This window comes from Planotetraspora thailandica, from assembly GCF_016863335.1.
Classification (GTDB): Bacteria; Actinomycetota; Actinomycetes; order Streptosporangiales; family Streptosporangiaceae; genus Planotetraspora; species Planotetraspora thailandica.
On the sequence record NZ_BOOR01000029.1, the window covers coordinates 75,499 to 100,977 of the forward strand.

Annotated in this window: 19 protein-coding genes; 5 read left to right on the forward strand and 14 right to left on the reverse strand. The window is 71.2% G+C overall.

Annotated elements, in window-relative coordinates:
- Window positions 1-86: 86 nt before the first annotated feature.
- The 6 genes from gatB to Pth03_RS20540 form a co-directional block, all read right to left on the reverse strand.
- Complete coding sequence (gene gatB / locus Pth03_RS20515; RefSeq protein ID WP_275413151.1) at window positions 87-1,595, reverse strand: Asp-tRNA(Asn)/Glu-tRNA(Gln) amidotransferase subunit GatB; 1,509 nt, start codon at window positions 1,593-1,595, stop codon at window positions 87-89.
- A 109-nt stretch (window positions 1,596-1,704) separates the two neighbouring features.
- Window positions 1,705-3,195, reverse strand: a complete 1,491-nt coding sequence (gene gatA / locus Pth03_RS20520; protein ID WP_203945944.1) for an Asp-tRNA(Asn)/Glu-tRNA(Gln) amidotransferase subunit GatA — start codon at window positions 3,193-3,195, stop codon at window positions 1,705-1,707.
- Window positions 3,192-3,491 carry an Asp-tRNA(Asn)/Glu-tRNA(Gln) amidotransferase subunit GatC gene (gene gatC, locus Pth03_RS20525; RefSeq protein WP_203945945.1) on the reverse strand — a complete coding sequence of 100 codons (300 nt, stop codon included), beginning with the start codon at window positions 3,489-3,491 and terminating at the stop codon, window positions 3,192-3,194. Before gatC ends, gatA begins: the two co-directional genes overlap by 4 nt.
- A 91-nt stretch (window positions 3,492-3,582) precedes the next feature.
- On the reverse strand, window positions 3,583-5,667 hold the full coding sequence (locus Pth03_RS20530; RefSeq protein WP_239119209.1) for a putative bifunctional diguanylate cyclase/phosphodiesterase: 2,085 nt from the start codon (window positions 5,665-5,667) through the stop codon (window positions 3,583-3,585).
- A 304-nt stretch (window positions 5,668-5,971) separates the two neighbouring features.
- Window positions 5,972-8,161, reverse strand: coding sequence for an NAD-dependent DNA ligase LigA (gene ligA, locus Pth03_RS20535; protein ID WP_239119210.1), 2,190 nt, complete (start codon window positions 8,159-8,161; stop codon window positions 5,972-5,974).
- A 94-nt stretch (window positions 8,162-8,255) separates the two neighbouring features.
- Window positions 8,256-9,335 carry a methionine synthase gene (locus Pth03_RS20540; RefSeq protein ID WP_203945946.1) on the reverse strand — a complete coding sequence of 360 codons (1,080 nt, stop codon included), beginning with the start codon at window positions 9,333-9,335 and terminating at the stop codon, window positions 8,256-8,258.
- 19 nt (window positions 9,336-9,354) lie between these two features.
- On the opposite strand from Pth03_RS20540, the gene Pth03_RS20545 reads away from it, so the two are divergent.
- Window positions 9,355-9,987 carry an MBL fold metallo-hydrolase gene (locus tag Pth03_RS20545; protein WP_203945947.1) on the forward strand — a complete coding sequence of 211 codons (633 nt, stop codon included), beginning with the start codon at window positions 9,355-9,357 and terminating at the stop codon, window positions 9,985-9,987.
- A 34-nt stretch (window positions 9,988-10,021) separates the two neighbouring features.
- Here the strand turns inward: Pth03_RS20545 and mnmA are convergent, their stop codons facing one another.
- Window positions 10,022-11,107: a tRNA 2-thiouridine(34) synthase MnmA gene (gene mnmA / locus Pth03_RS20550; RefSeq protein ID WP_275413153.1), complete on the reverse strand. Its 1,086-nt coding sequence runs from the start codon at window positions 11,105-11,107 to the stop codon at window positions 10,022-10,024.
- A gap of 113 nt (window positions 11,108-11,220) precedes the next feature.
- Between mnmA and Pth03_RS20555 the strand changes: the two genes are divergently transcribed.
- Entirely contained in the window at window positions 11,221-12,261 is a 1,041-nt protein-coding gene (locus Pth03_RS20555) for a DUF695 domain-containing protein (RefSeq protein ID WP_203945948.1), read from the forward strand.
- A gap of 45 nt (window positions 12,262-12,306) precedes the next feature.
- Here Pth03_RS20555 and Pth03_RS20560 read toward each other — a convergent pair whose 3' ends face one another.
- Window positions 12,307-13,476 (reverse strand): cysteine desulfurase family protein, encoded by a 1,170-nt coding sequence (locus tag Pth03_RS20560; protein WP_203945949.1) that lies wholly within the window; start codon window positions 13,474-13,476, stop codon window positions 12,307-12,309.
- Between the two features lie 106 nt (window positions 13,477-13,582).
- Between Pth03_RS20560 and Pth03_RS20565 the strand changes: the two genes are divergently transcribed.
- Together Pth03_RS20565 and Pth03_RS20570 are read left to right on the forward strand one after the other, a co-directional pair.
- Window positions 13,583-14,074: a TetR/AcrR family transcriptional regulator gene (locus Pth03_RS20565; protein WP_203945950.1), complete on the forward strand. Its 492-nt coding sequence runs from the start codon at window positions 13,583-13,585 to the stop codon at window positions 14,072-14,074.
- A 106-nt stretch (window positions 14,075-14,180) separates the two neighbouring features.
- On the forward strand, window positions 14,181-15,383 hold the full coding sequence (locus Pth03_RS20570) for an MFS transporter (RefSeq protein ID WP_203945951.1): 1,203 nt from the start codon (window positions 14,181-14,183) through the stop codon (window positions 15,381-15,383).
- Window positions 15,384-15,474: 91 nt separating this feature from the next.
- Here Pth03_RS20570 and Pth03_RS20575 read toward each other — a convergent pair whose 3' ends face one another.
- Window positions 15,475-16,704: an MFS transporter gene (locus tag Pth03_RS20575; RefSeq protein WP_203945952.1), complete on the reverse strand. Its 1,230-nt coding sequence runs from the start codon at window positions 16,702-16,704 to the stop codon at window positions 15,475-15,477.
- An 86-nt stretch (window positions 16,705-16,790) separates the two neighbouring features.
- Between Pth03_RS20575 and Pth03_RS20580 the strand changes: the two genes are divergently transcribed.
- A complete protein-coding gene (locus Pth03_RS20580; protein WP_203945953.1) occupies window positions 16,791-17,729 on the forward strand; it encodes a GlxA family transcriptional regulator in 939 nt (312 codons plus the stop codon).
- A gap of 75 nt (window positions 17,730-17,804) precedes the next feature.
- Here the strand turns inward: Pth03_RS20580 and Pth03_RS20585 are convergent, their stop codons facing one another.
- The 5 genes from Pth03_RS20585 to Pth03_RS41605 all read right to left on the reverse strand — a co-directional run bounded on the left by Pth03_RS20585 (window position 17,805) and on the right by Pth03_RS41605 (window position 25,392).
- Window positions 17,805-18,758: an electron transfer flavoprotein subunit alpha/FixB family protein gene (locus Pth03_RS20585; protein WP_203945954.1), complete on the reverse strand. Its 954-nt coding sequence runs from the start codon at window positions 18,756-18,758 to the stop codon at window positions 17,805-17,807.
- 11 nt (window positions 18,759-18,769) lie between these two features.
- Window positions 18,770-19,549, reverse strand: coding sequence for an electron transfer flavoprotein subunit beta/FixA family protein (locus tag Pth03_RS20590; RefSeq protein ID WP_203945955.1), 780 nt, complete (start codon window positions 19,547-19,549; stop codon window positions 18,770-18,772).
- Window positions 19,550-19,811: 262 nt separating this feature from the next.
- Entirely contained in the window at window positions 19,812-21,143 is a 1,332-nt protein-coding gene (locus Pth03_RS20595) for a serine/threonine-protein kinase (RefSeq protein WP_203945956.1), read from the reverse strand.
- A gap of 26 nt (window positions 21,144-21,169) precedes the next feature.
- Window positions 21,170-23,257, reverse strand: a complete 2,088-nt coding sequence (locus Pth03_RS20600) for a serine/threonine-protein kinase (RefSeq protein ID WP_203945957.1) — start codon at window positions 23,255-23,257, stop codon at window positions 21,170-21,172.
- 11 nt (window positions 23,258-23,268) lie between these two features.
- Complete coding sequence (locus Pth03_RS41605) at window positions 23,269-25,392, reverse strand: serine/threonine-protein kinase (protein ID WP_239119211.1); 2,124 nt, start codon at window positions 25,390-25,392, stop codon at window positions 23,269-23,271.
- Window positions 25,393-25,479: the final 87 nt, after the last annotated feature.

Here is a 25,479-nt window from a genome sequence, read left to right on the forward strand (position 1 = left end):
CGCACCGCGTGTAACGATCCTTACACCGCCGGCGTCCCCTGTCGTACGGCTCGGCACACGCGGAGCCGTACGACAGGGTCGACGGCTTATCCCTGGACGCCGAGCTTTTCGAGGATGAGCTCGCGGGCACGGCCGGCGTCGGCCTTGCCCCTGCTGGCCTTCATGACCCCTCCCACGAGGGCGCCCACGGCCGCGACCTTGCCCGAACGCACCTTGTCGGCCGCGTCGGCGTTACTCGCCAGGACCTGGTCGATGATCGCCGACAGCTCGCCCTCGTCGTTGACGATCCGCAGGCCCCGCTTCTCGACCACGTCTTCGGGCGTACCCTCGCCCGCGAGCACACCCTCCAGCACCTGGCGGGCCAGCTTGTCGTTCAGCGCGCCGGACGCGACCAGCTCGGTGACCTTGGCCACGTCGCCGGGCCTGATGGGCAGGTCGGCGAGAGCCGTACCCGACTCGTTGGCCCGGCGTGCCAGCTCGCCCATCCACCACTTGCGGGCGTCCGCGGCGGGGGCCCCGGCCTCGACCGTGGCCTCGACCAGCTCAATGGCGCCGGCGTTGTGCATGGCCGCCATGTCGAGGTCGGACACGCCCCACTCGGCCTGCAGACGGGCCCGCCGCACGGACGGCAGCTCGGGCAGCTCGGCCTTCAGCTGCGCCACCCACGCGGGATCGGGCGCGATCGGCACCAGGTCGGGCTCGGGGAAGTACCGGTAGTCCTGCGCCTCCTCCTTGGACCGGCCGGACGTGGTCGCCCCGGTGTCCTCGTGGAAGTGGCGGGTCTCCTGGATGATCCGCCCGCCGTCCGCCAGAATCGCCGCCTGCCGCTCGATCTCACCGCGGACGGCCCGCTCGACGCTGCGCAGCGAGTTGACGTTCTTCGTCTCGGTGCGGGTGCCCCACTCGGAGGAGCCCCGCGGCATCAGCGAGACGTTGACGTCGCACCGGAGCGAGCCCTCCTCCATCCGGACGTCAGAGACGCCGAGGGAGCGCAGGACCTCGCGCAGCTCGGTGACGTACGCCCTGGCCACCTCGGGGGCGAGCCGGTCCGTCCCCTCGACGGGCTTGGTGACGATCTCGACCAGCGGGATGCCCGCGCGGTTGTAGTCGACGATCGAGTAGTCGGCGCCCTGGATGCGGCCGGTGGCTCCGCCGACGTGGGTGGACTTGCCGGTGTCCTCCTCGAGGTGCACCCGCTCGATCTCCACCCGGACGGTCTTGCCCTCCACCTGGACGTCCAGGTAGCCGTCCGTGCACAGCGGCTCGTCGTACTGGCTGATCTGGTAGTTCTTCGGCATGTCCGGATAGAAGTAGTTCTTCCGGGCGAACCTGCACCACTCGGCGATCGAGCAGTTCAGCGCGAGGCCGATCCTGATGGTCGACTCGATCGCCTTGGCGTTGGCCACCGGCAGCGAGCCGGGCAGCGCCAGGCAGACCGGGCACACGTGCGTGTTGGGCGGCGCCCCGAACGTGGTCGGGCAGCCGCAGAACATCTTCGACTCGGTGCCGAGCTCGACGTGCGTCTCCAGCCCCAGCACCGGCTCGAAGCGCTCCAGCGCCTCGTCGTACGGCATGAGCGTTTCAGTGCTGCTCACAGGTGACCCCGTCCCTTCACTGCGTTCCTCGCCTCGGCGGCCCGCCCCACGTGCACGGGGACCGGAACCGCGGAGCCCACATGGATGATCATCTCGCCGTTCCTCCCCTCTAGAGCGCCGGCGCCTGGGACAGCAGCGGTCCGCCCCAGCGGTCGTTCAGCGCCTTCTCCACGGCGGCGCCGACCCGGTAGCAGCGGTCGTCGCCGAGCACGGGCGCCATGATCTGCAGACCGACCGGGAGGCCGTCCTCGTCGGCGAGGCCGCACGGCACCGAGATCGCGGCGTTGCCCGCCAGGTTGCTCGGAATCGTGCACAGGTCGGCGAGGTACATGGCCATCGGGTCGTCGGCGCGCTCACCGATCGGGAACGCCGTCGTGGGCGTGGTCGGCGAGATCAGCACGTCGACCTGGTGGTAGGCCGCCTCGAAGTCGCGCGAGATCAGCGTGCGCACCTTCTGCGCCTGGCCGTAGTAGGCGTCGTAGTACCCCGACGACAGGGCGTAGGTGCCCAGCATGATGCGCCGCTTGACCTCCGGGCCGAAGCCGGCGGCCCGGGTGAGCGCCATGACCTCCTCGGCGCTGCGGGTGCCGTCGTCGCCGACGCGCAGGCCGTACCGCATGGCGTCGAAGCGCGCGAGGTTGGACGAGCACTCGGACGGGGCGATCAGGTAGTAAGCGGGAAGCGCGTAGGCGAACGTCGGGCAGGAGACCTCGACGACCTTGGCGCCGAGGGACTCCAGCAGCTCGACGGTCTCGTTGAACCGGGCCAGGACGCCGGGCTGGTAGCCGTCTCCGGCGAACTCCTTGACCACGCCGATGCGCAGCCCGGCCACGTCGGCCTGCCTGGCGGCCTCGACGACGGGCGGGACGGGCGCGTCGATCGAGGTCGAGTCGAGCTGGTCGTGCCCGGAGAACGCCTCCTGCAGCAGGGCGGCGTCGAGCACGTTGCGGGCGAACGGCCCGGGCGTGTCGAGGGACGACGCGAAGGCGATCAGGCCGTATCGCGACGAGCCGCCGTAGGTCGGCTTCATCCCGACGATGCCGGTGACCGCGGCGGGCTGGCGGATGGAGCCGCCCGTGTCGGTGCCGGTCGACAGGGGCGCCTCGTAGGCGGCGACGGCCGCGGACGAGCCACCGGAGGATCCGCCCGGGATGCGGGTCAGGTCCCACGGGTTGTGCGACGGCCCGTACGCCGAGTTCTCCGTCGAGGAGCCCATCGCGAACTCGTCGAGGTTGGTCTTGCCGAGGATGACCAGCCCGGCCTCGCGCAGGCGGCGGGTCACGGTCGCGTCGTACGGCGGGCGCCAGCCTTCGAGGATCTTCGATCCGGCGGTCGTCGGCATGTCGGCGGTGGTGAAGACGTCCTTGTGGGCGATCGGCACGCCGGCCAGCGGACCGAGCCGTTCACCCTTGGCGATGCGCTCGTCGACCGCGCGGGCCTGCGCGAGCGCGCGCTCGGCGTCGACGTGCAGGAAGGCGGTGACCTTGCCGTCGACCTCGGCGATGCGGTCGAGGTGGGCCTGGGCGACCTGCTCGGCGGACACCTCGCGGGAGGCGATGAGCTCTCCCAGCTCCGCGGCGGTCTTACGGGTCAGGCTCATGCTTCCTCCCCCAGGATCCTGGGCACGCGGAACCGGTCTTCCTCGACGGCGGGCGCGCCGGACAACGCCTGGTCGGGCGTCAGGCTGGGCCTGATCTCGTCGGGACGGAACACGTTGGTCAGCGGCAGCGCGTGCGAGGAGGGCGGGATGTCTCCGGCCGCGACCTCCGCGACACGGGCGACCGCGCCGACGATCTGGTCGAGCTGGGCGGCGAAGTGGTCGAGCTCCTCCTCGTCCAGCGCCAGCCGGGACAGCCGGGCGAGGTGAGCGACCTCATCGCGGGTTATGGCGGACATGAGTCGTCGAACCCGTTTCATGGATGGAGATTGGACCTTCCCATCCTAGGGCTCGTCTCCAGGCACGGCCGACCCGATGACCCGAGCCTGGTCAGTGGGGCGCCAGCCGCGCCTCGTCGCCGGCGCGGGCGCCGAACGCCGGGCCCATGCGGTGGCGGAGCCAGACGGTGGCCTCGTAGGCGGACATGGGCTTGGCCAGCCACCGGCCCTGGCCCGCGGGGCAGCCCATCTCGCGCAGGCGTGTCGCGATCTCCAGGGACTCCACGCCCTCGGCGACCGACCGCAATCCCAGCGAGCGGACCAGGTCGACGATGGAGCGCACGATCCGCTCGTCGTCGGGCGACTCGGCGAGCCGCCGGACGAACGAAGAATCGATCTTCACTTCGGACACGGGAAGCCGCTGGAGCCGTACAAGGGACGAATAGCCGGTGCCGAAGTCGTCGAGGGACAACTGCACCCCCATGTCGGCCAGCGTCGTGATGGTCTCGGCGATGTAGGCCTGATCGGTCATCAGCACCCGCTCGGTGATCTCGAGGCGGATGGCGGATGCGGGCAGCGCGAACGTCCTCAGCCCCGCTTCCAGTTCCTCGGGCAGGGTGGAGTCGAGCAGGTCGCGGGCCGACACGTTGACCGAGATCGGCACGTCGATGCCGTCGTGCCACCAGCGGGCCGCCTGCGCCAGCGCCTTCCTGATGACGTACTGGGTGATCTCCCGCATGAGGTACGACTGCTCGGCGAGCGGGATGAACTCGACGGGCGAGACCGGGCCGCGCTCGGGGTGCCACCAGCGCAGCAGGGCCTCCACGCCCTCCACCTGGCCGTTCTCCAACTTGACCTTGGGCTGGTAGTGGAGGTCGAGCTCTCCGGCGTCCACGGCCGCCCGCAGATCGCTGAGCAGGCTCAGTCGTTCCGGCGAGTTGCGGTCCTTGTCGGCCACGTAGAACTCGATGCCGGTGCGGCCCTCCTTGGCCATGTACATCGCGACGTCGGAACGCTGTAACAGCAGCTCGAAGTCGGGCGCGTGGTCGGGATAGAGCGCGATGCCGATCGAGGCGTCAAGATCGAACGTCATGCCCTCCAGCCGCACGGGCTGGGTGAGCGCGACCCGCAGCCGGGAGGCGACCTCCCTGGCCGCGTGGGCATCCCTTATTGACGGCAGGAGCACGGCGAACTCGTCACCGCCGAGGCGGGCGACCACGTCTCCGGGGCGCACGCTGTGGCTGAGCCGGTGGGCGACGATCTGGAGCAGCCGGTCGCCGACCGGGTGGCCGAGCGTGTCGTTGACCTCCTTGAACCGGTCGAGGTCGAGCAGCAGCAGCCCCACCCGCTCGTGCTCGCGCGCCTCGGCCAGGGCCTCCTCCGTACGGAGGATCAGCATCTTGCGGTTGGGCAACCCGGTGAGGCCGTCATGGGTGGCCTGGTGATCGCGGCGCAGTGACAGCGTGGCGGTGAAATGCACCGCAGCCAGGGGCGCGATGAACAGCGGCACCAGGGCCGACGAATGCGCCATGACCACGGTGACCAGTGGCCCGAGGCCGAGCAGTGCGCCGTAGACGAGCGCCTGGGGGCCGATCGAGCCCCGGACGACCCGGGTGATCGGCTTGCGCTCGTGGAGCGCCACCGCCACGCAGACCAGGGTCGCCCGCACGGTGAAGTAGGCGAGCGCGGCCAGGCCGATGGCGGGGATGTCCCTTCCGTCCGGGGTCCAGGGGGCCGCCGGGGTCGGGTCCACGCCGAACACGGCGAACGCGGCGGCCGAGGCGCTGTAGGCCAGCGTCGCCTGCGCGATGTTGAACATCACGCGGTGCCAGGCCCTTCGGTGCAGACAGCCGTTCACGATCACGGCGACCGCCTGCATCAGCACCGCGGTCGGCAGGCCGTAGTGCATGAGGACGGCGAAGGTGAACATCGTGGACGTGGGGGTGCCGCCCACGGACGTGGAGGAGCTGACCATGACGGGCCGCAGCTCTCCAAGGACGACGAGCACGGCCAGCATCCAGAAGAGCGGCGTGCGTCCTGCCTGGGCAAGCTCGCCCAAGCCGAGCCGTACTTCCCCGATCAGCAGCGCGGCAAAACCGACAACGATGACGGCCGTGAGATACGTCCACAGGGGCGAGCCCGGGCGCGGGCCCATGTCGCGGGCGTCGGACGACGTGGCGATCTCGGGTGTCAGCATGAGATCACCGAAGCGGGCAATCTCGGCACACGGCGTGAGATTGCGAGATAGCGCCATAGGTCAGGAACCCCCCAAGAGGTCACTATGGGAGGGTACGACCTTTGGGCCACTTCGCGAAACCGGTTGGGCACGGTCCGTTACGGTAGATTTCCTGCGATGGTCTGACATGCCGGTCGCAAATCGGCCGTGATGCGCGAAATTCCCACGAATCGCCACCGCCGAAAGCCCGTTTTCCAGCGCTTCTCACGTTTGGCGACCGGCCTAACTAACGGGCGCCCTTCGTCGCGACAGCCACAGGCGGCGTTCAGGCCTCGGCCGTGACGGCGACCGCCTCGGCCGCCTCCGGGCCCTCCCGAAGCAGCGTCTGGAAACCCTCCTCGTCGAGGATGGCCACACCCAGCTTGACCGCTTTTTCGTATTTCGAGCCGGGGCTGTCGCCGACGACGACGAAGCTCGTCTTCTTGGAGACGGAACTCGACACCTTGCCACCCCGGCTGGCGATCTCCGCGCCGGCCTCGTCGCGGCTGAACCCGGACAACGTGCCGGTCACGACGAACGTCATCCCGTCCAGCACCTGCGGCGGCAGGTCGGCGGGCGGCTCGTCCACCATGCTGACCCCGGCGGCCTTCCACCTGTCGACGATCTCGCGATGCCAGTCGACGGAGAACCACTCCCGGATCGTCTCGGCCACCCGCGGCCCGATGCCCTCCACCGCGGCCAGCTCCTCCTCCGAAGCGGCGGCGATCGCGTCCATCGAGCGGAACTCGTCGGCGAGGGCCTGCGCGGTCGGAGGGCCGATGTGGCGGATGCTGAGGGCGACCAGGACCCGCCAGAGCGGCTGGTTCTTGGCCTTCTCCAGCTGCTCCAGCATCTTCTCGGCGTTCTTGCTGGGCGCGCCGGCCATCGTCGCGAAGAAGGCGACGATCTTGGGTTCGCCGTTGCCGGGATCGGTCTTGGGCAGGCCGGTCTCCACGTCGCGCACCACCGACTTGATCGGCAGCAGCCGGTCCATCGTGAGGTCGAACAGGTCGGCCTCGGTCCTGACCGGCGGCTCCTGCGGCGGCAACGGCTGGGTGAGCGCGGTCGCCGCGACGTAGCCGAGGCCCTCGATGTCGAACGCGTTGCGCCCGGCGGCGAAGAAGATCCGCTCACGCAGTTGCGCGGGGCAGGCCCGCGCGTTGGGGCAGCGCAGGTCGGCGTCGCCCTCGCGTTCGTAGGCCAGTTCGGTGCCGCACTCCGGGCAGTGCGTCGGCATCACGAACGAGCGCTCCGAGCCGTCCCTGAGGTCGGCCACCGGGCCGACGATCTCGGGGATGACGTCGCCGGCCTTGCGCAGCACGACCGTGTCGCCGATGAGCACGCCCTTGCGAACGACCTCCGAGGCGTTGTGCAGGGTGGCCCGCTCCACCGTCGAACCGGCGACCACGACCGGCCGCATCACGCCGTATGGGGTGACCCGGCCCGTCCTGCCGACGCCGACCTGGATGTCGAGGAGCTTGGTGGTGACCTCCTCGGGCGGGTACTTGAACGCGATCGCCCACCGGGGGGCCTTGCTCGTGGAGCCGAGCGTGCGCTGCGTCGCGATCCTGTCGACCTTGACCACGACACCGTCGATCTCGTACGCCGGATCGTGGCGGTGCTCGTTGTAGTAGGTGATGAATTCGCGGATCTCGTCGAGCGTCTTGACGACCTTGTAGCGGTCGCTCACGGGCAGGCCGAACGACGCCAGCCGGTCGTAGGTGTCCGACTGGGCGGTGGGCGGCTCCACACCCTCCCACTTGCCGACCCCGTGCACGATCATCCGGAGCGGCCGCTGCGCGGTGATCCTCGGGTCCTTCTGCCGCAGCGAGCCGGCCGCCGAGTTGCGCGGGTTGGCGAAGGGCGCCTTCCCCGCGTCCATCAGCTGCTCGTTGAGCCGCCTGAACCCCTCGACGGGCAGGAAGATCTCGCCACGCACCTCCAGCAGATCGGGCACGTCGTCGCCGGTCAGCCGGTGCGGCACGTCGCGGATGGTCCGCACGTTCGGCGTCACGTCCTCACCGGTGCGGCCGTCGCCCCGGGTCGCCGCCCTCACCAGGCGGCCTTTCTCGTAGACGAGCGAGATGGCCAGCCCGTCGATCTTCAGCTCACACAGGTAGGGGCCGGGGTCGGCCTCCATGAGCCGCTCGGCCCTCGCCTGCCAGCCGGCCAGATCGGCGTCGTTGAAGGCGTTGTCGAGGCTTTCCATCCTCTGCAGATGGGCGACGGCGGCGAACTCGGTGGAGATCGGCGCGCCCACCTTCTGCGTGGGAGAGTCAGGAGTGCGCAGATCGGGATGCTCCTCCTCGATCGCCCTGATCTCCCGCATCCACGTGTCGTATTCGGCGTCGCTCACCGTCGGCGAGTCGAGCACGTGGTAGCGCCAGTTGGCGTCCTCGATGAGCTCCGCCAGCTGAGCGTGCCGCTCCCGCGCATGCGACGGCGCACCCGCCGCCTCGTTCACCTGATCGGTCACGTCGCTCGTCTCCCCTCGTCAACGACCCGTGGAAACCGTATCGCCGCCCACCGACATCCTTGCTCGCCCGACGCGTCGTGGCCACCGCCCGCCGCTACTCGCCGGGATCCTCCCGCAGCACTCTCGCCGCCTCCCGGCACGCGGCCAGCGCCGCCTTGGCGTGACGCGGCGAGGCTCCGGCGAGCCCGCACGCCGGGGTGAGCACGACCTGCCGGGCCAGACCCGCGGGGTCGAACCCGAGCCGCCGCCACAGCTCGATCGCCGGCTTGGCGATCACGCCCACGTCGGGAAGCCGGGCGTCGGTGCCGGGCACCACCCCGAGGAACAACGCGACGCCTGCCTCGATCGCCTCTCCGATCGCATCCTCGTCCCGGCTGCGCAACAGCGACATGTCGACAGAGAAGCCGCGCGCGCCTGCCGTACGGAGGAGGTCGAACGGGGTCCGCGGCGCGCAGCAGTGCACGATCGGGAAGACCCCGGAGTCCGTCTCGCCGGAGGCCTCCTCAGACCGGGCGGCCAGCCAGGCCTGGGTGCCGGAAGGCGGGGCGCTCGGCGCGATCGCCGAGATGACGGTGCCGAGCCGCTCACCGGCGATCACCGGCTCCACCGGGCGCAGCCGGCCGAACCCGGACGCGGTCGGCACGGTGCCCGCGAGCACTCCGGGCAGCCCCGGCTCGTCGATCTGGACGACGAGCCGTGCCCCGGGCACCCTGCGCCTGACGTCCTCGACGTGCCTGGCCAGCCCCTCGGCCAGCGATTCCGTCAGATCCCGTACGGCTCCCGCGTCGGACAGCACCTTGTCACCGTGCCGCAGCTCGACGGCCCCGGCCAGCGTCCACGGGCCGCATGCCTGGATCTTCAGCGGGCCCTCGTATCCCTGTGCGGCCTCCTCGAGCCCGTCGAGATCGCGGATCAGGTGGTCGCGGGCCCGTTTGGCGTCGCGTCCGGGGCGGTCGGTGACGCGCCATCCGGAGGGCTGCACCTCGACGGGCAGCTCCACCAGCAGCGCGGCGCCCCTGCCGATCATGTCCGCTCCGACGCCCCGGGCGGGAAGCTCGGGCAGGTACGGCATGGAGAGCTCGCCGAACGCCACGCGGAGGGCTTCCAGGTGGTCCTCCCCCGGATAGGACCCCACACCTGTGGCCGTGGCCTCGCCCCACGGATAGTCATTCACGCCCACTAGCTTAGGGACTATGAAACTCACCAAACTTGGACATGCGTGCTGGCGGATGGAGAAGAACGGCTCCACGCTGGTGCTCGACCCGGGGGCGTTCAGCGGCGAGTCGCTCCTCGACGGCGCCGACGCCGTTTTGATCACTCATGAGCACTTCGACCACGTGAACGCCGAGGCGCTGAAGAACGCGCCCGCCGGCCTTGAGATCTGGACCTGCCAGGCGGTCGCCGACCAACTCGGCGACATCGTGGCGAAGGTCCAGGTCGTGCGGGACACCGACGCGTTCACCGCCGCCGGGTTCGACGTGAAGGTGATCGGCGAGTGGCACGCCGTCAACCTGCCCGGCGCCCCGCTCATCCAGAACGTCGGCTTCCTCGTGGACGAGGAGGTCTTCTACCCCGGTGACGCGCTGACCGTCCCCCAGGTGGAGGTTCCCACGCTCCTCGTGCCGACGACCGGGCCGTGGGTGAAGCTCGCGGAGTCGATCCAGTATCTCCGCGACGTGCGCCCCGCCCGCGCCTACTCCACACACGACGGACTGGCCAACGACATCGGCTACATGCTGATCGACAACTTCCTCAGCATGGAGGCCGAGGAGCAGAAGGCCGAGTTCCGCCGCGTCCCGGTCGGGGAGTTCGTCGAGATCGGCTGACCTCGGCTCCGTTCGGGCGCCGGTCAGATCGCGCTCAGATCGCCGAGGCGATCGTGGCCGACCCGATGACGACGTCGCCGTCGTAGAGCACGGCGCCCTGGCCCGGCGCGACGCCGGTCGCCGGGGCGTCGAGCTCGATATGCAGCTGATCGCCCGACAGCTGGGCGCGACAGCCGTACACCTCGCCGTGGGCCCGCAGCTGGACCGTGCACGTCATCGGCTCGTACGGCTCCCGCACCGGGCCGTTCCACACCGGCCGCTCGCCGACGATGGAGCGAACCTCCAGGGAGGCGCGGGGCCCGACCGTGACGGTGTTGGAGACCGGCTCGATCGACAACACGTAGCGGGGCCGGCCGTCGGCGGCGGGGCGGTCGATGTTGAGGCCCTTGCGCTGGCCCACCGTGAATCCGAAGGCACCCTCGTGGCTGCCGACGACCTGGCCGGTGAGCGCGTCGACGATCGGGCCCTCTTCCGCGCCGAGCCGGTCGGCGAGGAAGGCACGCGTGTTGCCGTCGGCGATGAAGCAGATGTCGTGACTGTCCGGCTTGTCGGCCACGGTGAGTCCCCGGCGCGCGGCCTCGGCCCGCACCTCCGCCTTCGTGGAGTCACCCAGGGGGAAGATCGCGTGCGCGAGCTGCTCGCGGGTGAGCACCCCGAGCACGTATGACTGGTCCTTGCCCTCGTCGACGCTGCGCCGCAGCACGCCGTCCGACAGGCGCGCGTGGTGACCGGTCGCGACCGCGTCGAACCCGAGGGCGAGCGCCCGGTCGAGCACCGCCTCGAACTTGATCTTCTCGTTGCAGCGCAGGCACGGGTTCGGCGTGCGGCCTGCCGCGTATTCGCTGACGAAGTCTTCCACCACGTCGTGGTGGAAACGTTCGGCCATGTCCCAGATGTAGAAGGGGATGCCGATCACGTCGGCGGCGCGCCTGGCGTCGCGGGAGTCCTCCAGCGTGCAGCATCCGCGCGCGCCGGTGCGGTACGACTGCGGATTCGACGACAACGCCAGATGGATGCCGGTCACGTCGTGTCCCGCCTCGGCGATCCTGGCGGCGGCGACGGCCGAATCGACGCCGCCCGACATGGCGGCGAGCACACGGAGCCTCTGAGTGGAACCCATAACACTCCGAGATTACCTGTACGGCAGGCGAGCCGAAGCCGGGCGGACGGCCCCTTCCGCGCCGGCCCGTCCACGTTGGCATGCGCGGCGGCGGGCTGGGAGGATGCGTGGTCATGCGACTGTTCGGGCGCAAGAACGAGCCGGTCGATCCGGCCGAGGCCATTTCGGACTTCTGGACGTGGTGGCGGCAGACCCGCCCCGAGATCGACGCCTACATCGAGGCGGAGGACACTCAGGCGCTCGCCGAGCTGATCGGCGGAGCCGTCACCACCCTGCATCCCTCGCTCATCTGGGAGATCGCGCCTGGCGGCACGGCGCGCCACGCCCTGGTCGTCAGCGCGTCGGGCGACCCTGAGCTGCGCCCTCTGGCGCACCGGTGGGCCAAGGCGGCGCCGCCGACCGACGACCTCTGGGAGTTCCACCCCTCCCGCCAGGCCAACCCGAAGGCGGCCGAGGTCACCGTCGAGGTCGCCGGCAGGGAGTTCGGCGTCGACCGGCTGGTGCTGGGGCTGCGCGTCCCCCCGGGCGCGGCTCGCGTCGACGTTTCCGCGTTTCACCCGATATTTCCGGATATCGATGATGAGACGCGGCTGGAGGCGACCCTGCTCGCCCTCGACTGGCTCCTGGGCGAGGACGAGGTGGCCCGCTGGGTGGGCGACATCATCGCCGCCGAGTTCGAGCCCATCGACGCCATCCCCGCGATCCACCTGTCCGCGGTCGTCGCCGACATCGCCGAGGGCGTCAAGCCCGGCCAGTGGGCGTTGCTGGAGGGCCAGACCGGGCAGGGCGCCCGCCTGACGGTCGTCGCCCGCCATCCGCTCCGCCCGGTCGACTTCCCCACGTTCGACCAGCACATCGCGATCAGCCTGCCGTATGCGAACGCCCAGGAGGACGGCCAGCCCGCCGGGCCCTCCATGAAGGCGCTGCGCGACTTCGAGGAACGGCTCGGCGAGCTGCTCGGCAAGCGGGGCTCCGCCGTGCTGGCCGCCCACCTGACCAGCGGAGGAACGCGCGAGATGCACGTCTACGCCGATCCGTCGGGGGACGCCGCACTCGTGATCAAGGAGCTGGTCCCGAGCTGGCCGGAGGGCCGCGCCAGGGTCGACGTGGCCGCCGACCCGTCATGGAGCGCGGTCGCGCACTTCCTCACCTGAGCGGCGCCGCAGAGCGGACCGCCCGCGTCACCGGTGAGCTGGAGCTCAGCTCGCGGAGACGGAGGTGATCCCGGCGCGGCGGGCCCGCTCCACCACGTGTCCGATGACCTCGGCCACCCGGTCGACGTCGGTCACGGTCGAGGTGTGGCCGAGCGAGAACCGCAACGATCCGCGCGCCTGCAGGCCGTCCTGCCCCATCGCGAGCAGCACGTGGGACGGCTGGGCCACGCCTGCCGAGCAGGCCGACCCGGTCGAGCACTCCACGCCTCTGGCGTCGAGAAGCATCAGCAGCGCGTCGCCCTCGCAGCCCGGGAACGAGAAGTGCGCGTTGCCCGGCAGCCGATCGGTGGGGTGGCCGTTCACGATCACGTCGGGCACGGCCTGCCGTACGCGGCCGATCAGGTCGTCGCGCAGCACCGCCAGCCGCTCGGCGGTCTCGGCGCGCCGGGCGACGGCGGCGTGCACCGCGGCCGCGAAGCCCGCGATGGCGGGCGCGTCGAGCGTGCCCGAGCGCACGTCACGCTCCTGGCCTCCGCCGTGCAGCACGGGCACCGGGTCGACGCCCCGGGCGAGCAGCAGCGCCCCGACGCCGATGGGGCCGCCCACCTTGTGACCCGAGATGGTCATCGCGTCGACGCCGGACTCGGCGAACAGGACGGGTAGCTGGCTGACCGCCTGCACGGCGTCGGTGTGGAAGGGGATGCCGTGCTCGTGCGCGATGGCGGCGAGCTCCTTGATCGGTTGTACGGTTCCCACTTCGTTGTTGGCCCACATGACGCTGACCAGCGCGACGTCGCCGGGGTCTCGGGCGATGGCGGCGCGGAGCGTCTCCGGGTGGACGCGGCCGTGCTCGTCGACGTCGAGCAGTTCGACCACGGCCCCGTGGTTTTCCGCCAGCCAGTGGGCCGGGTCGAGGGCCGCGTGGTGCTCGATCGCGCTGATCAGGATCCTCGGCCGCTTCCTGGCCCAGAACAGACCCTTGATCGCCAGGTTGTCCGCCTCGGTGCCGCCGGCCGTGAAGACGACCTCGCTCGGCCGCGCGCCCATCGCGCTCGCGATCGTCTCGCGCGACTCCTCCACGACCCGGCGGGTGCGCCTGCCGGTCGCGTGCAGAGACGAGGCGTTGCCGACTTGTCCCAGCTGCGCCGTCATGGCCTCGATCGCCTCGGGCAGCATCGGCGTGGTCGAGGCATGGTCCAGATACGCAGTTCCCACGGCCCCTCCAGTTCCTCACCTCAGCCAACCAAGCCTAGCCGGGGTTGGTGAGCACACCGTCCTCACCGATTCGCAACTGTACCGTCCGGACGGTATAGTGGGCGACATGAGGAGGGATGAGCTACTCGACGCGGCGGAAAGCCTGCTTCAGGACCAGGGAGCCCAGGCGCTCACGCTGGCCGCCGTGGCCGAGCGCGCAGGCGTCAGCAAGGGCGGCCTCCTCTACCACTTCGCCCACAAGGAAGCCCTGATCAAAGCCATGGTCGAGCGCCTCATCGAGGAGTTCGACGCGATGATCGCGGCCCAGCACGAGTCCACGTACACCCGGGCCTATATGAAGGCCACCTTCGAGGCCATCGAGTCCGGCCGGCTGAGACGCTGGGCCGTGGTGACCGGCGCGGCGGGCGACCCCGAGCTTCTGGCGCCCCTCCGGGACGCGATGGCCCGCTGGCACGCGCAGGGACTCGACGAGGAACCCGATCCCGCGACGGCTCAGATCGTACGGCTGGCGTGCGAAGGCGTCTGGGAAGTCGCCACGCACTGTCCCAGGATCGTCGACTACGCCGCCGTGCGGCAGGGGCTGCTCGCCCTGCTCTGACCTCTTGTTATTTGGCGGTCGCCCCTTCCGGCGCGTGATCCGGGAAGGGCGACCTGCTGTTGTCTGCCCGATCAACCTGACACCAAACCCCGGAAAGGAACCCGTGATGACCCGCGCTCTGAGGACGGCCCGATATGGGGTCATCCTCACGTTCGTCCTTGCTGGCCTGATCTGCGGAACGTTCACCGTGCGCCTCCCCGCGCTGGCGGACCGGCTCGGCTTACCCGAGTCATCGGTCGGCGTCGTCCTCCTCGCCTGGGGGATCGGCGCCCTGCTGACCATGCAGGTGATGCGGGTGGTCATGGCGAGGGTGGGGAGCCGCGGAGTCCTCGGGATCGCGGCGCCGCTGAGCGCCGCCACGCTCGTTCTGGTCGCCTTCGCCCCCTCCTTCCCGCTGCTCGTGCTGGCCACCACCGTGTTCGGCATGGCCTTCGGGGCGGTGGACGTCGCCATGAACGCGCAGGGGTCGGCGGTGGAGCAGGCCTACGGCCATTCGCTGCTGAGCGGCATGCACGCGGGCTGGTGCGTGGGCGCGATCTCCGCGGGCCTGGTCGGCACGGCGGCCATCGCGGCCGATCTGTCCCTCACCGTCCACCTGGCCGTGGTCGCCCTGGTCTCGCTGCCCGTCTCGCTGGTGCTGAGCCGTACGTACCTGCCGGATCCGGCGGCGGCGCCGCGGACCCGTGGGGCGCGGGCGAAGCTCCCCGCCGTGGTCTACCTCCTCGGCGCGATCACGTTCGGGGCGTTCATGATCGAGGGGATCGTCGCCGACTGGAACGGCCTCTACTTGATCGACACGCTCGGCGCCCCGGCGGCACTCGCCGCCCTCGGCTACCCGGCATTCGAGGCCGGGATGCTGATCAGCAGGCTCACCGGAGACCGGCTTCGCCACCGATATGGCGCGCGCGGCCTGATCACGATCTCCGGCGGGGCGACGGCGGTGACGTTCCTGCTGGTCATTGGGGCGCCGTCGGCCGTGTTCGCGGTGGTCGGCATGTTCCTCGTCGGCCTGGCGACGGCCACGATCTCGCCGATGGCCCTGTCGCTCGCGGGAACCGCCACGGCCAACCCCGGGCCCGCCATCGCCCAGGCGGGCGCCATGGGCTACGCGGGGCTGCTCCTCGGCCCGGTGGTGATCGGCTTGGTGTCGTCGATGAGCTCGCTGCGGGCAGCCATGATCACCGCGGTGGTACTCGGCCTGCTGGTGACCGCCGCCGCCCATTTCCTGCCGAAGCCGCTCCCTGTCTTCATGGAGCAGGAGACGATTCTGGAGACCGTCGCCGAGGAGGAGCTGCCCCAGGCGGCCTGACCGTGACAGTTGTCCTGTCTCCCCGGCCGGTCTCGCGTACGGCGGGCTGAACCCCCCAGCGGGGCTCGCGCGCCGGCCGCGAAACCCTTGATCAGATCCTGCGGAGCCTTCGGATCGGCGGGATGAGCAGCAACGCCGCACACACCGCGGCGCTGACTCCCGCCGAGAGGAACAGCAGGTCGCGGGGTTCGACGACCGCGGACACCGGGCCCACCAGGGCCTGGCCGACCGCCACTCCGGAGACCGACCCCGCCACCTCGTAGGCGGTGACTCGGTTGAGGACGTCGGGGGCCACCTGGGTCTGCACGCTGGTGGACCACATCACCGACCAGAAGGCCCAGGAGGCCCCGCCGATCAGGTGGCCGGCCATCACCGCGGGGAGCGGAAGCTCCAGGGCGGCCGACAGGGGGATGCACATGAAACCGATCATGGCGACGGCCCCCGCGGCCAACGGGCGGACGGGCCGGAAGCGGATCGCGACAAGGCCTCCGATCACGGTGCCGGTGCCCAGGCCCGCCATCGCCCAGGCGTACGCGGCGTCGCCGAGGCGGTCGCCGATCAGCCGGGAACCCAGCGGGATATAGGGGCCGAAGACGAGCATGCCGAAGAAGACCCAGACCAGGATCACGGACCACATCCAGCTGCGGGAGCGGAACTCCACCCAGCCGCGCCGCAGGTCGAGCAGGATGGTCGAGGGCTCCCGGCCACCGGCACCGGAGGCGGGAGCGAACCTGATCAGCGCCAGGCACAGACCGCTCACCAGGAAGGTGCCCGCGTCGAAGGCGTAGACCGTGCCCGCGCCGGTCAGCGCCATCAGGAGCCCCGCCAGGACCGGACCGCCGAGCTGCGTGGCCGCCTCGGCGATCTTGAGGGTGCCGTTGGCGCGTTGCGGGTCCTTCGCGACGAGCGGGACCATGCCCTTGCCGCCGGGCTCGAACATCGCGGCAGCCGTACCGGACAGAAACGAAGCGGACAGCAGCAGCCACAGCGGCGGGACTCCGGCGAAGAAGGCGACGGCGAGCACGCCCTGGGTGATGACCCGGACCAGGTCCGCGCCGACCATCATGGTGCGCGCGCCGAGCCGGTCGGCGAAGACCCCGCCGAACAGAACGAACAGGACGAAGGGTGCCGTCCAGACGGCGAGAACGTACCCCACACCCGAGACGCCGTAGATCGCCCCTACCGCCAGCGCCGCCGCGACCGGCAGCATCGCGTCGCCCAGCAGCGACACCACCCGGGCGGCGAAGTAGAGCGAGAAATCCCTGGTCCAGAGCGTTTTCTCCGCGACCGAAGGCGCTTCGGGGTCGACGGTCGTGGTCATGCGGCGATCTCCATGACCACTCATCCTGGACAAGTGGCCGGGCTCGCACAGGCGTCCGTCACGACATCATTGAGTACATTCCTGCCATGAAGCACCGAGTGGTCGCCTTGGTCGGGTCGCCGCAGGAGATGTACCCGGTCACCTGCGCGTCGGCCGTGTTCGGTTACCAGGGCCCCGACATCCCCCACCTCTATGACTTCCGGCTCTGCGCCGAACGGCCCGGGCCGATCGCGACCACGATGGGCGCCGACATCCTCGTCACCGACGGTCTGGAGGCCCTGGCGGAGGCCGACACGATCCTCATCGCGAACTGGTGCCCCGGGCCGGACATCTCCGCCGAGCTCGCCGACGTCGTCCTCGCCGCCCACGCCCGTGGCGCGCGCATCGTCGGGATCTGCTCGGGCATCCACATCCCGGCGAGCCTGGGCCTGCTGGACGGCCGCACGGCCGCCGCCCACTGGGAGCTCACCGGCGAGCTGGCCCGGCGGTACCCGAAGGTCCGCGCCGACGCCACCGTGCTGTACGTCGATCATGGCGACGTCGCGACGGCGGGCGCCACGGCCACCACCATCGACCTGTGCCTCAACCAGGTCAGGCGCGAACACGGCGCCGCCCTGGCGATGCGGATCGGCCGTCAGCTGGCGGCGGCCCCGCACCGGGAGGGCTGCCAGCGCCAGTTCCCCGCGCTGCCGACGACGGGCCCGCTCCCCGACTCCCTCGCCCCGCTGCTCGACTGGGTCACCGCCAACCTGGACCGCCGGCTGACCCTGGAGGACATGGCCGCCTGGTCGGGGACGTCGCCGCGCACCCTCAGCCGCCACTTCTCCGAGCAACTCGGCATCTCCCCCGGCCGCTGGCTCCTCGAGCGGCGCATCGCGGGCGCCCGCGCGCTCCTGGAGGAGACCGACCTCCCGGTCGAGACGATCGCCCAGCGGGTCGGCCTCTCGTCCGCGGTGAACCTGCGCCGCCGGTTCCACAACGCCCTCGACACCACCCCGGCCGCCTACCGCCGGTCCTTCCGGTGACCGGACAGGTCACCGACCCGGTGAACGCCTGAGCGGCGCCGCACGAGGAGTGCGACGCCGCCCAGGGACGTGTCCTTACTTGCGCTTCTCGATCTCTTCGGTGAGCTGGGGGACCACCTGGAAGAGGTCGCCCACGACGCCGAAGTCGGCGATCTCGAAGATCGGCGCCTCGGCGTCCTTGTTGATCACCACGATCGTCTTCGAGGTCTGCATGCCCGCCCGGTGCTGGATGGCCCCGGAGATGCCGGCCGCGATGTAGAGCTGCGGAGAGACCGTCTTGCCGGTCTGGCCCACCTGGAACTGGTGCGGGTACCAGCCCGCGTCGGTGGCGGCCCGGGAGGCGCCGACCGCCGCGCCGAGGGAATCGGCGAGCTTCTCGATGATCGAGAAGTTCTCACCGGAGCCGACGCCGCGCCCGCCGGAGACCACGATCGCGGCCTCGGTGAGCTCGGGGCGGGCTCCCCTCTCCTGCTTGACCCGCTCGACCACCTTCGCCGCGCGCGCGGTGTCCGACAGGGCGACCGCGACCTTCTCCTCCGCGCCCGCGCCGGCCTCGGCGACGGGGGCGGTGGAGTTGGGGCGGACGGCCACGATCGGCGTGCCCTTGGTGACGCGGCTGCGGACGTTCACGCCACCGCCGAAAATCGACTGCTCGGCGACGAAGCCCTCGCCGACGCCCACCGCGTCGGTGATCACGCCGGAGTCGGTCTTGACGGCCAGACGACCGGCGATCTCCTTGCCCTCGGCCGTGGCGGCCACGAGCACCCCCGCCGGAGAGCGCTCGGACACCAGCTGGGCCAGCAGTTCGGCCTTGGGCGCGACGACGTAGTCGACGATCTCCTCGCCGTCCGCGACGTAGATCTTGGCGGCGCCGTACTCGGCGAGCTTGGCCTTGGCGGCGTCGGAGTAGCCGGGGCCGGCCCAGACGGCGGACGGCTCGCCCAGAGACCGGGCGAGGGTCAGCAGTTCGAGGGTGACCTTCTTGACGTCACCGTCGGCGTGCTCGACGAGCACCAGAATCTCACTCATCTCGGGGCCCCTCAGACGAACTTCTTCGACGCGAGGAACTCGGCGGCCTTCACTCCGCCGTCGCCCTCGTCCTTGACCACGGTGCCGGCCGCACGCGGCGGGGCGGCGGCGAAGTCGACGACCTCGCTCCAGGCGCTCGCCAGGCCGACCTGGTCGGCGGCGATCTCCGCGTCGGCGATGCCGAACGTCTCGACCGGCTTCTTCTTGGCCGCCATGATCCCCTTGAACGACGGGTAACGCGGCTCGTTGATCTTCTCGACGACGGACACGACGGCGGGCAGCGACGCCTCGACCCTGTCGTAGCCGTAGTCGGTCACCCGCTGGATCGTGATGGCCTGCCCGTCCACCTCGACCTTGTTGGCCAGGGTGAGCTGCGGCGCGCCCAGGCGCTCGGCCAGCATCGCCGCGAGCACGCCGGTGCGCGCGTCGGTCGACTCGGAGCCGAGGATCACCAGGTCGAAGCCGATCTTCTTCAGTGCCTCGGCGAGCGCGTAGGACGTCGACAGGGCGTCCGAGCCGTGCAGCGCGTCATCGGTGACGTGCACGGCCTTGTCGGCGCCCATCGCGAGCGCCTTGCGGATGGTCTCGGTGGCCCTGGCCGGGCCCATCGTGAGGACGGTCACCTCGCCCCCGTGAGCCTCCTTGAGCCGCAGCGCCTCCTCGACCGCGTACTCGTCGAGCTCGTTGACGACGCCGTCGGCGGCGTCGCGGTCGAGCGTCTTGTCATCGGACCTCAGCTTGCGCTCGGTCGCCGTATCGGGGACCTGCTTCACGCAGACGACGATGTTCATGGCCGGTGGCCGACCTCCCCTTTCCGTACGGCTGACGCCGCGGTTCTCGAACGTGCCCGTGGGGTACGCGCACGTGATGCCCAGGTTGCCAGGCGCTCGTAAGCGTATGGACAGTGGTGGCCCGGAGTCTCCTGGTCCCCCAGGCGCAATGTTACCCATCGGTAGTTTTGGCGCAAACCCGCACCTGGAAGGTGCCCATACCCGGAAGTGCCGTCACGGCCACGATACCGAACTTTATTCCGGACAGAACACGGGCCCCGCGTCAGCTGGCGACCACCAAGACGATCAAGAGGAAGACCACCGCGCCCACGGCGAGCAGCAACGTCAGGGGGCTGAACAGGCTGCTCAGCAACGCCCACACCGCGACGGCACCGGCCCCGCCCACAGCGTCGACCAGCAGCCGGTGCCGCGACCGCGACAACAACGCGATGCCGGCGTCGGCCGCCAGGGCGATGCCGTACAGCACGAGCAGCAGCAGGGAGACGTCCGCCAGATACTGCCGGGCCGCGGCGGCGAACAGGCCGACGACCACGCTCGATCCGATCACCCACCGGCGGTGCAGCTTCTGGCGGTGCCGGGATCGGGCGTCCTCGACGGACCGTTTCGGCGTGCCCGGCCGCCACTCCTGGGTGCGCGCCTCGTCGACCGGCTGCCCGCCCGGGGTCACGGCGTGCGGGTTCCGTGCGGGGCCGTCCGGCCCGGGATACGGCGGCAGCTCGGGGCTGAACCCGGCCGGCTCGCGGGCGACCACGGACTCGCGGGCCCATCGGCCCCCGCCACCGGACGGCGCCGGCTCGGCGAGCGGCGGCGCGGCCACCCCGAGACGGGCGGCGAGCTGCCCGGCGGTGGGCCGGGCCGCGGGATCGGTGCGCAGGCATTCGGACAGCAGGGGGCCCAGCCACGACGGCACGCCGGAAAGGTCGGGCTCGCGGTGGACCACCCGGTAGGCGATGGCCGCCGCCGGCCCCGTCCCGTACGGCTGGCGCCCGGCGGCGGCGAACGCCACGGTCGCCGCCCAGGCGAATACGTCGGCCTCGGGCCCTGCGTCCTTGCCTTCCAGCACTTCGGGAGCCAGGTATCCGGGGGTGCCGATGATCGCGCCCGACGCCGTGACCGAGGCCGACTCCAGCGCACAGGCGATGCCGAAGTCGATCACGTACGGCTCGCGGTCGGCGATGATCACGTTGGCCGGCTTGAGGTCGCGGTGGACGACCCCCGCCTTGTGGATCGACTCCAGCGCCTCGGCGAGACCCCGCGCGAGCCGTACGAGATCGTCGCCCTGGACGGGACCGTCGGCGGCGATCAGCGTGTTCAGCGGGCGGCCCTGCACGTAGCGGGTGACGACGTAGGGTCGCGGCCCGGTCAGGGAGGCGTCGAGGACCTCGGCGATGTGCGGCCCGCGCACCCGGCGCATCGTCTCGACCTCACGCGCCAGCCGGGTCAGCGCGAAGGCGTCGGAGGCGACGTGGGGATGGAGCACCTTCACCGCGACGGTGTGGCCCTCGGCGTCGAGGGCCAGGTGCACCTCGCCGAACCCGCCCGAGCCCAGCAGGGAGAGCAGACGGTAGGGGCCGAGGTCTTCCGGCGAACTCATCCCGCTCCCTTCTCGCGGCCGGTCTGTCAGTTCCAGAAGGTGAGGAACCCGAGGCCGATCCTGTCCAGGAGATCGCCGAAGAGGCCGCCCACGAGGTTGCCGATCGTCTCCTGGCCTTGTCGCGTCAGGTCGGCGATGGCCTGGGACGGCGGCCGCCACGGCTCCCAGGAGGGGCCGGCCGTCATCGCCGTCAGCACCGCGAAGAACGCCAGCGCGCCGACCGCGATCGTGATCACCATGGCGGCGCCGGGGCTGCGGATCGCGGAGGTCAGCGTCCGCGAGACGGCCTTGCGGGGAGAGCCGCCTCCCGGCAGCAGGAACAGCCCGGCCACGAATGCGGCGGCGGCGTAGGCGGCGGCCTGGTCACGGGTGAAGCTCCCCCAGTAGTACAGCCCGCCCCACACGCACAGGCCGGCGATGAGGGACAGCGGCACCTGGACCAGCGTGGCCAAAGCCGCCTTGATCAGCGCCCATGGGATGCCGAGCACGGTGAGGATCGGGTCCGCTCCGCTGCTCCCCCGGACCGAGCGGCGCTCGCTGAGCCCGCCGACCAGGTAGTGGACCACCCGCAGGCACACCGTCAGCCCGATGGAGAACAGGCTGACCCACACCGGGAGCAGACAGGTGAGGGCGACCAGCGAGACGAGCAGCAGCGCGGAGATCACCGGATGCCCGGTCCGGTAGGCGGGCCTGTCCTGCTCCGCCGGTCTCGGGGCGGCCTGTCCGGGCTGAGTGGAGGTCAGCTGGGGCGGGGCCGTGGCCGCGCGCGGCTCGGGATATCCGGCCACCCGCTGGTCGGGCTGCGGCGGCGGGTAGCCCTCCGGCCGGTAGGCGGGGGGCTGCGGCGGCGGCTGGTAGGCCGGGGGCGGTGCGTAGGCCGCGGGACGCTCCTGGCCATACCCAGGGGCGGCCGGCGGAGGCACCACCGGCGGGTTCGCCCGCGGAGATTCGCGGCGCACGCGCTCGGGCTTGACGTAGTTCACGGGCGGGAGCAGGTCGGAGTAGCTGTCCTGGTACGCCCTGTCGCCCGGACGGCCGCCGCCCGAACCGGCGAGCCCGCCGCGGGCCGCGTCGTCCAGCACTCGCGTGCCGTCGCCGAGCACCTTGGTGCCGTCGTTGAGGACCCGCGTGCCGTCGGTGAGCACCTTGGTGCCGTCGGTCAGGATCCTGGTGCCGTCGTTGAGCACCATCGTCCCGTCGTTCAGCAGCCGGGTGCCGTCGCTCACCACACGGGTGGCGTCGGGGTCGGTCGCGTCGGCGGGCGGCCCGAGAACCCGGGTGCCGTCCTGCGGCATCTCGCGGAGGGCGGTCACCCTCGGGTCGAGCGCCCGGGTGATCCGCAGCAGCGACGCGGCGGAGGGGCGCGCCCCCGATTCGGTGGCCAGGGTGAGCCTCAGCCACGCGCGCATCCACATCGGCGCCTCGTCGATCTGCGCCTTGCCTTCGAGGATGCGGTAGCAGACCGCCTCGAACGTGCCGCTCCCGAACGGCTGCTTGCCCGTCGCGGCGAAGAACACGGTGGCGGCCAGGGCGTGCACGTCGGCCGCCTGCGTGATCTCCGAGTCCCTGATGATCTCCGGGGCGAGGTATCCGGGGGTCCCGACGAACATGCCCGTCTGGGTCAGCCGGGTGGCGTTGACCAGATGGGCGATGCCGAAGTCGATGACGAGGGGCTCCCCCTCGACGATCATCACGTTCGCGGGCTTGAGGTCGCGGTGCACGACGTCGGCGGCATGGATGGCGACCAGCGCCTCGCACAGGCCGCGGGCCAGCCGCACCACCTCGTGGTCGGGCAGCGGGCCGTCGGCCACGACGGTCTGCTCCAGCGTGCGGCCAGGCGCGTATCTCGTCACGATGTACGGCGACGCCCCGGTCAGGTCGGCGTCGAGCACCTCGGCCACCCGCCGGCTGCGCACGCGGCGCATGGTCTCGACCTCACGGGTGAGGCGGTCGCGCGCCTTGAGGTCGGTGGCGACATGCGGATGCAGCACCTTGACGGCGACCTCCCGCCCGTCGCCGTCGACGCCGAGATAGACGACCCCCATGCCGCCCTCACCCAGCGGCCGGAGCAGCCGGTAGGGCCCGATACGTTCCGGAGCCTCAGTCGCCGACATGTCGTCCCCCGTCACCGATTCCTCGCCTCATGCAGTATCTGGAGGCGTTGCAGCACTGACCCGAACTCGACGGAACCCCAAAGATGCCCTGCCAGTGGTGTACCCACCAGGCTGGTCAGGGCGATCACCCCCACCAGGGCCGCGACGCCGGCCGCGCCCCATGCGAGCCCCCTCGCGGCGGCGCCCCCCGGCGCCAGGGAAGCGAGCGTGCGCCGCATCTGCCGGCCCGGGGCCTGAACCCCGGGTCCTGCGCAGACCGTCCACAATCCGACCGCGAATCCCCAGTTCAGCGCGGCCCACACAGGCATGGACCCGACGGCCCACACCATGATCACTGTGACGAACAGCCCCAGCAACGCCCCGTACGGCACGAGCGCGATCGTGACCCCGATCGACCTGATCAGAGCCGCAGGATCGCCGAGCACGCGGAGCACGTCTCCGGCCGCCGCCGCGGGCGGCCGCCGGCTGCTCAGCCGCGGCTGCGCGAAGTCGGCGGCCCGCAGCAGAATCACCGCGGGCGCCGCGAACAGGAACACGCGGAACGGGGCGATCACCGCCAGCGCCGTCATGGCCACCAGCAGCGACACCGCGGCCACGCCGTACGCGCCGGACGGGCGCACCGGCGGGCCGCCGTGAGACTGCTGCGTCAGGCCCCCGTGTCCCGGCCCGTTTTCTTCCGGCAGCGTCCGCGCGGTCCCGGCCACCATGCCGTGCGCGCTGACGGGGTGCGGGCTGACGGCGTGTGGGTTGACGGGGTGCGGTGCCGCGGTGTTCCCCAAGCCCGTGTACGGGGCGCCCATGGGTGACGCGGTCGTGTGCGGGGCGGGGCGGCGGGGGTCGGCCACGTGGGGAGGCACCCCGAAGCCGTGTTGCGATCCCGGCGACGGCCCGGCGGGGGGGCCGACGGGCGGGACGCGCACGGTCGGCAGGAACGCCTCGGGGCGCTGCTGCTGCACGTGCGGCGTCTGCTCGTGGCCGTGCGACTCCTGGGTGCCGGACGTGGTTCCGGCCGGCGGCCTGAGCCCCTGGGACCCCGCGTCGTACGCGCTCTGCGCGTGGGAAGCCTGCTCGTGGAGCGTGTGACCGCCCCTGAGGGATTCACGGAGTTCCTCCGAGGTGACCCGCCTGGTGGGGATATCCCCCTCACCGGGCAGTCCCGCGCCGCCGCGGGCAGCGAGGTCGCGCAGATCCTCCGCTGTGACCCGGACGGTGGGGAACGGATCGCCTGCCTCGGGCGCGTCGCCGAGCAGCGAGACGAACCCCCCGCCGGTCGCGGGGACCTCGGGCGCGTCGTCCAGGTCGGCGACCGTGGTGATCTCGTCGGGCACCCGGGATCCCGAGGCGCGAGGCGTCAGCCGGTCGATCCACTGGAGCAACTCCGCCGCCGTCGGCCGCTTCGCGGGGTCGCGATGGAACGCGGCCCGCAGCACGGGCTGGAGCACCGCGGGCGCGGCCTCCACGTCGGCCTTGCCGGAGGTGATGTTGAAGAAGATCATCTCCAGTGTGCCCTTGCCGAAGGGCGGCTGACCTGTCGCGGCAAACAAGAGCGTGCCCGCCCACGCGTGCACGTCGATCTCGGAGCCGCCCTCCTGGCCCTCGATGATCTCCGGCGCCAGATAGCCGGGCGTGCCGATGAACATGCCCGTCTGCGTGAGCCGGGTGGCGTCGACCGCCTGGGCGATGCCGAAGTCGATCAGCACCGGCTCCTCGTCGACCATGAGCACGTTCCCGGGCTTCAGGTCGCGGTGGACGACACCCGCGGCGTGCACGGCGGTGAGCGCCTCGGCTACGCCGCGCGCCACCTTGAGCAGCACGTTCACCGGAAGAGGGCCGTCCTCCTTGACGATCTCGTCGAGCGCGCGGCCGGGAACGTAGCGGGTGACGATATAGGGCCGGCGGCCCGTCACGTCGGCGTCGACGACCTCGGCGATGTGGGAGCCGCGCACCCGGCGCATCGTCTCGACCTCGCGCGACAAGCGCCTGCGCGCGACGTCGTCGCCCGCGACCTCCGAGCGCAGGACCTTGACGGCCACCTGCCTGCCCCGGGCGTCGAGGGCGAGATGCACCACGCCCATGCCGCCTTCACCAAGCCGCTTCAGCAGCCGGTAGGGGCCTAGTCGGTCGTCCTGATTCATGGCCTAAGCACCATACCGACTAAAACCCCGTCCATGAGTGAACCATCGCGCCACATTCCTGCTCAGCACAACGTCACGGAAAGGTAA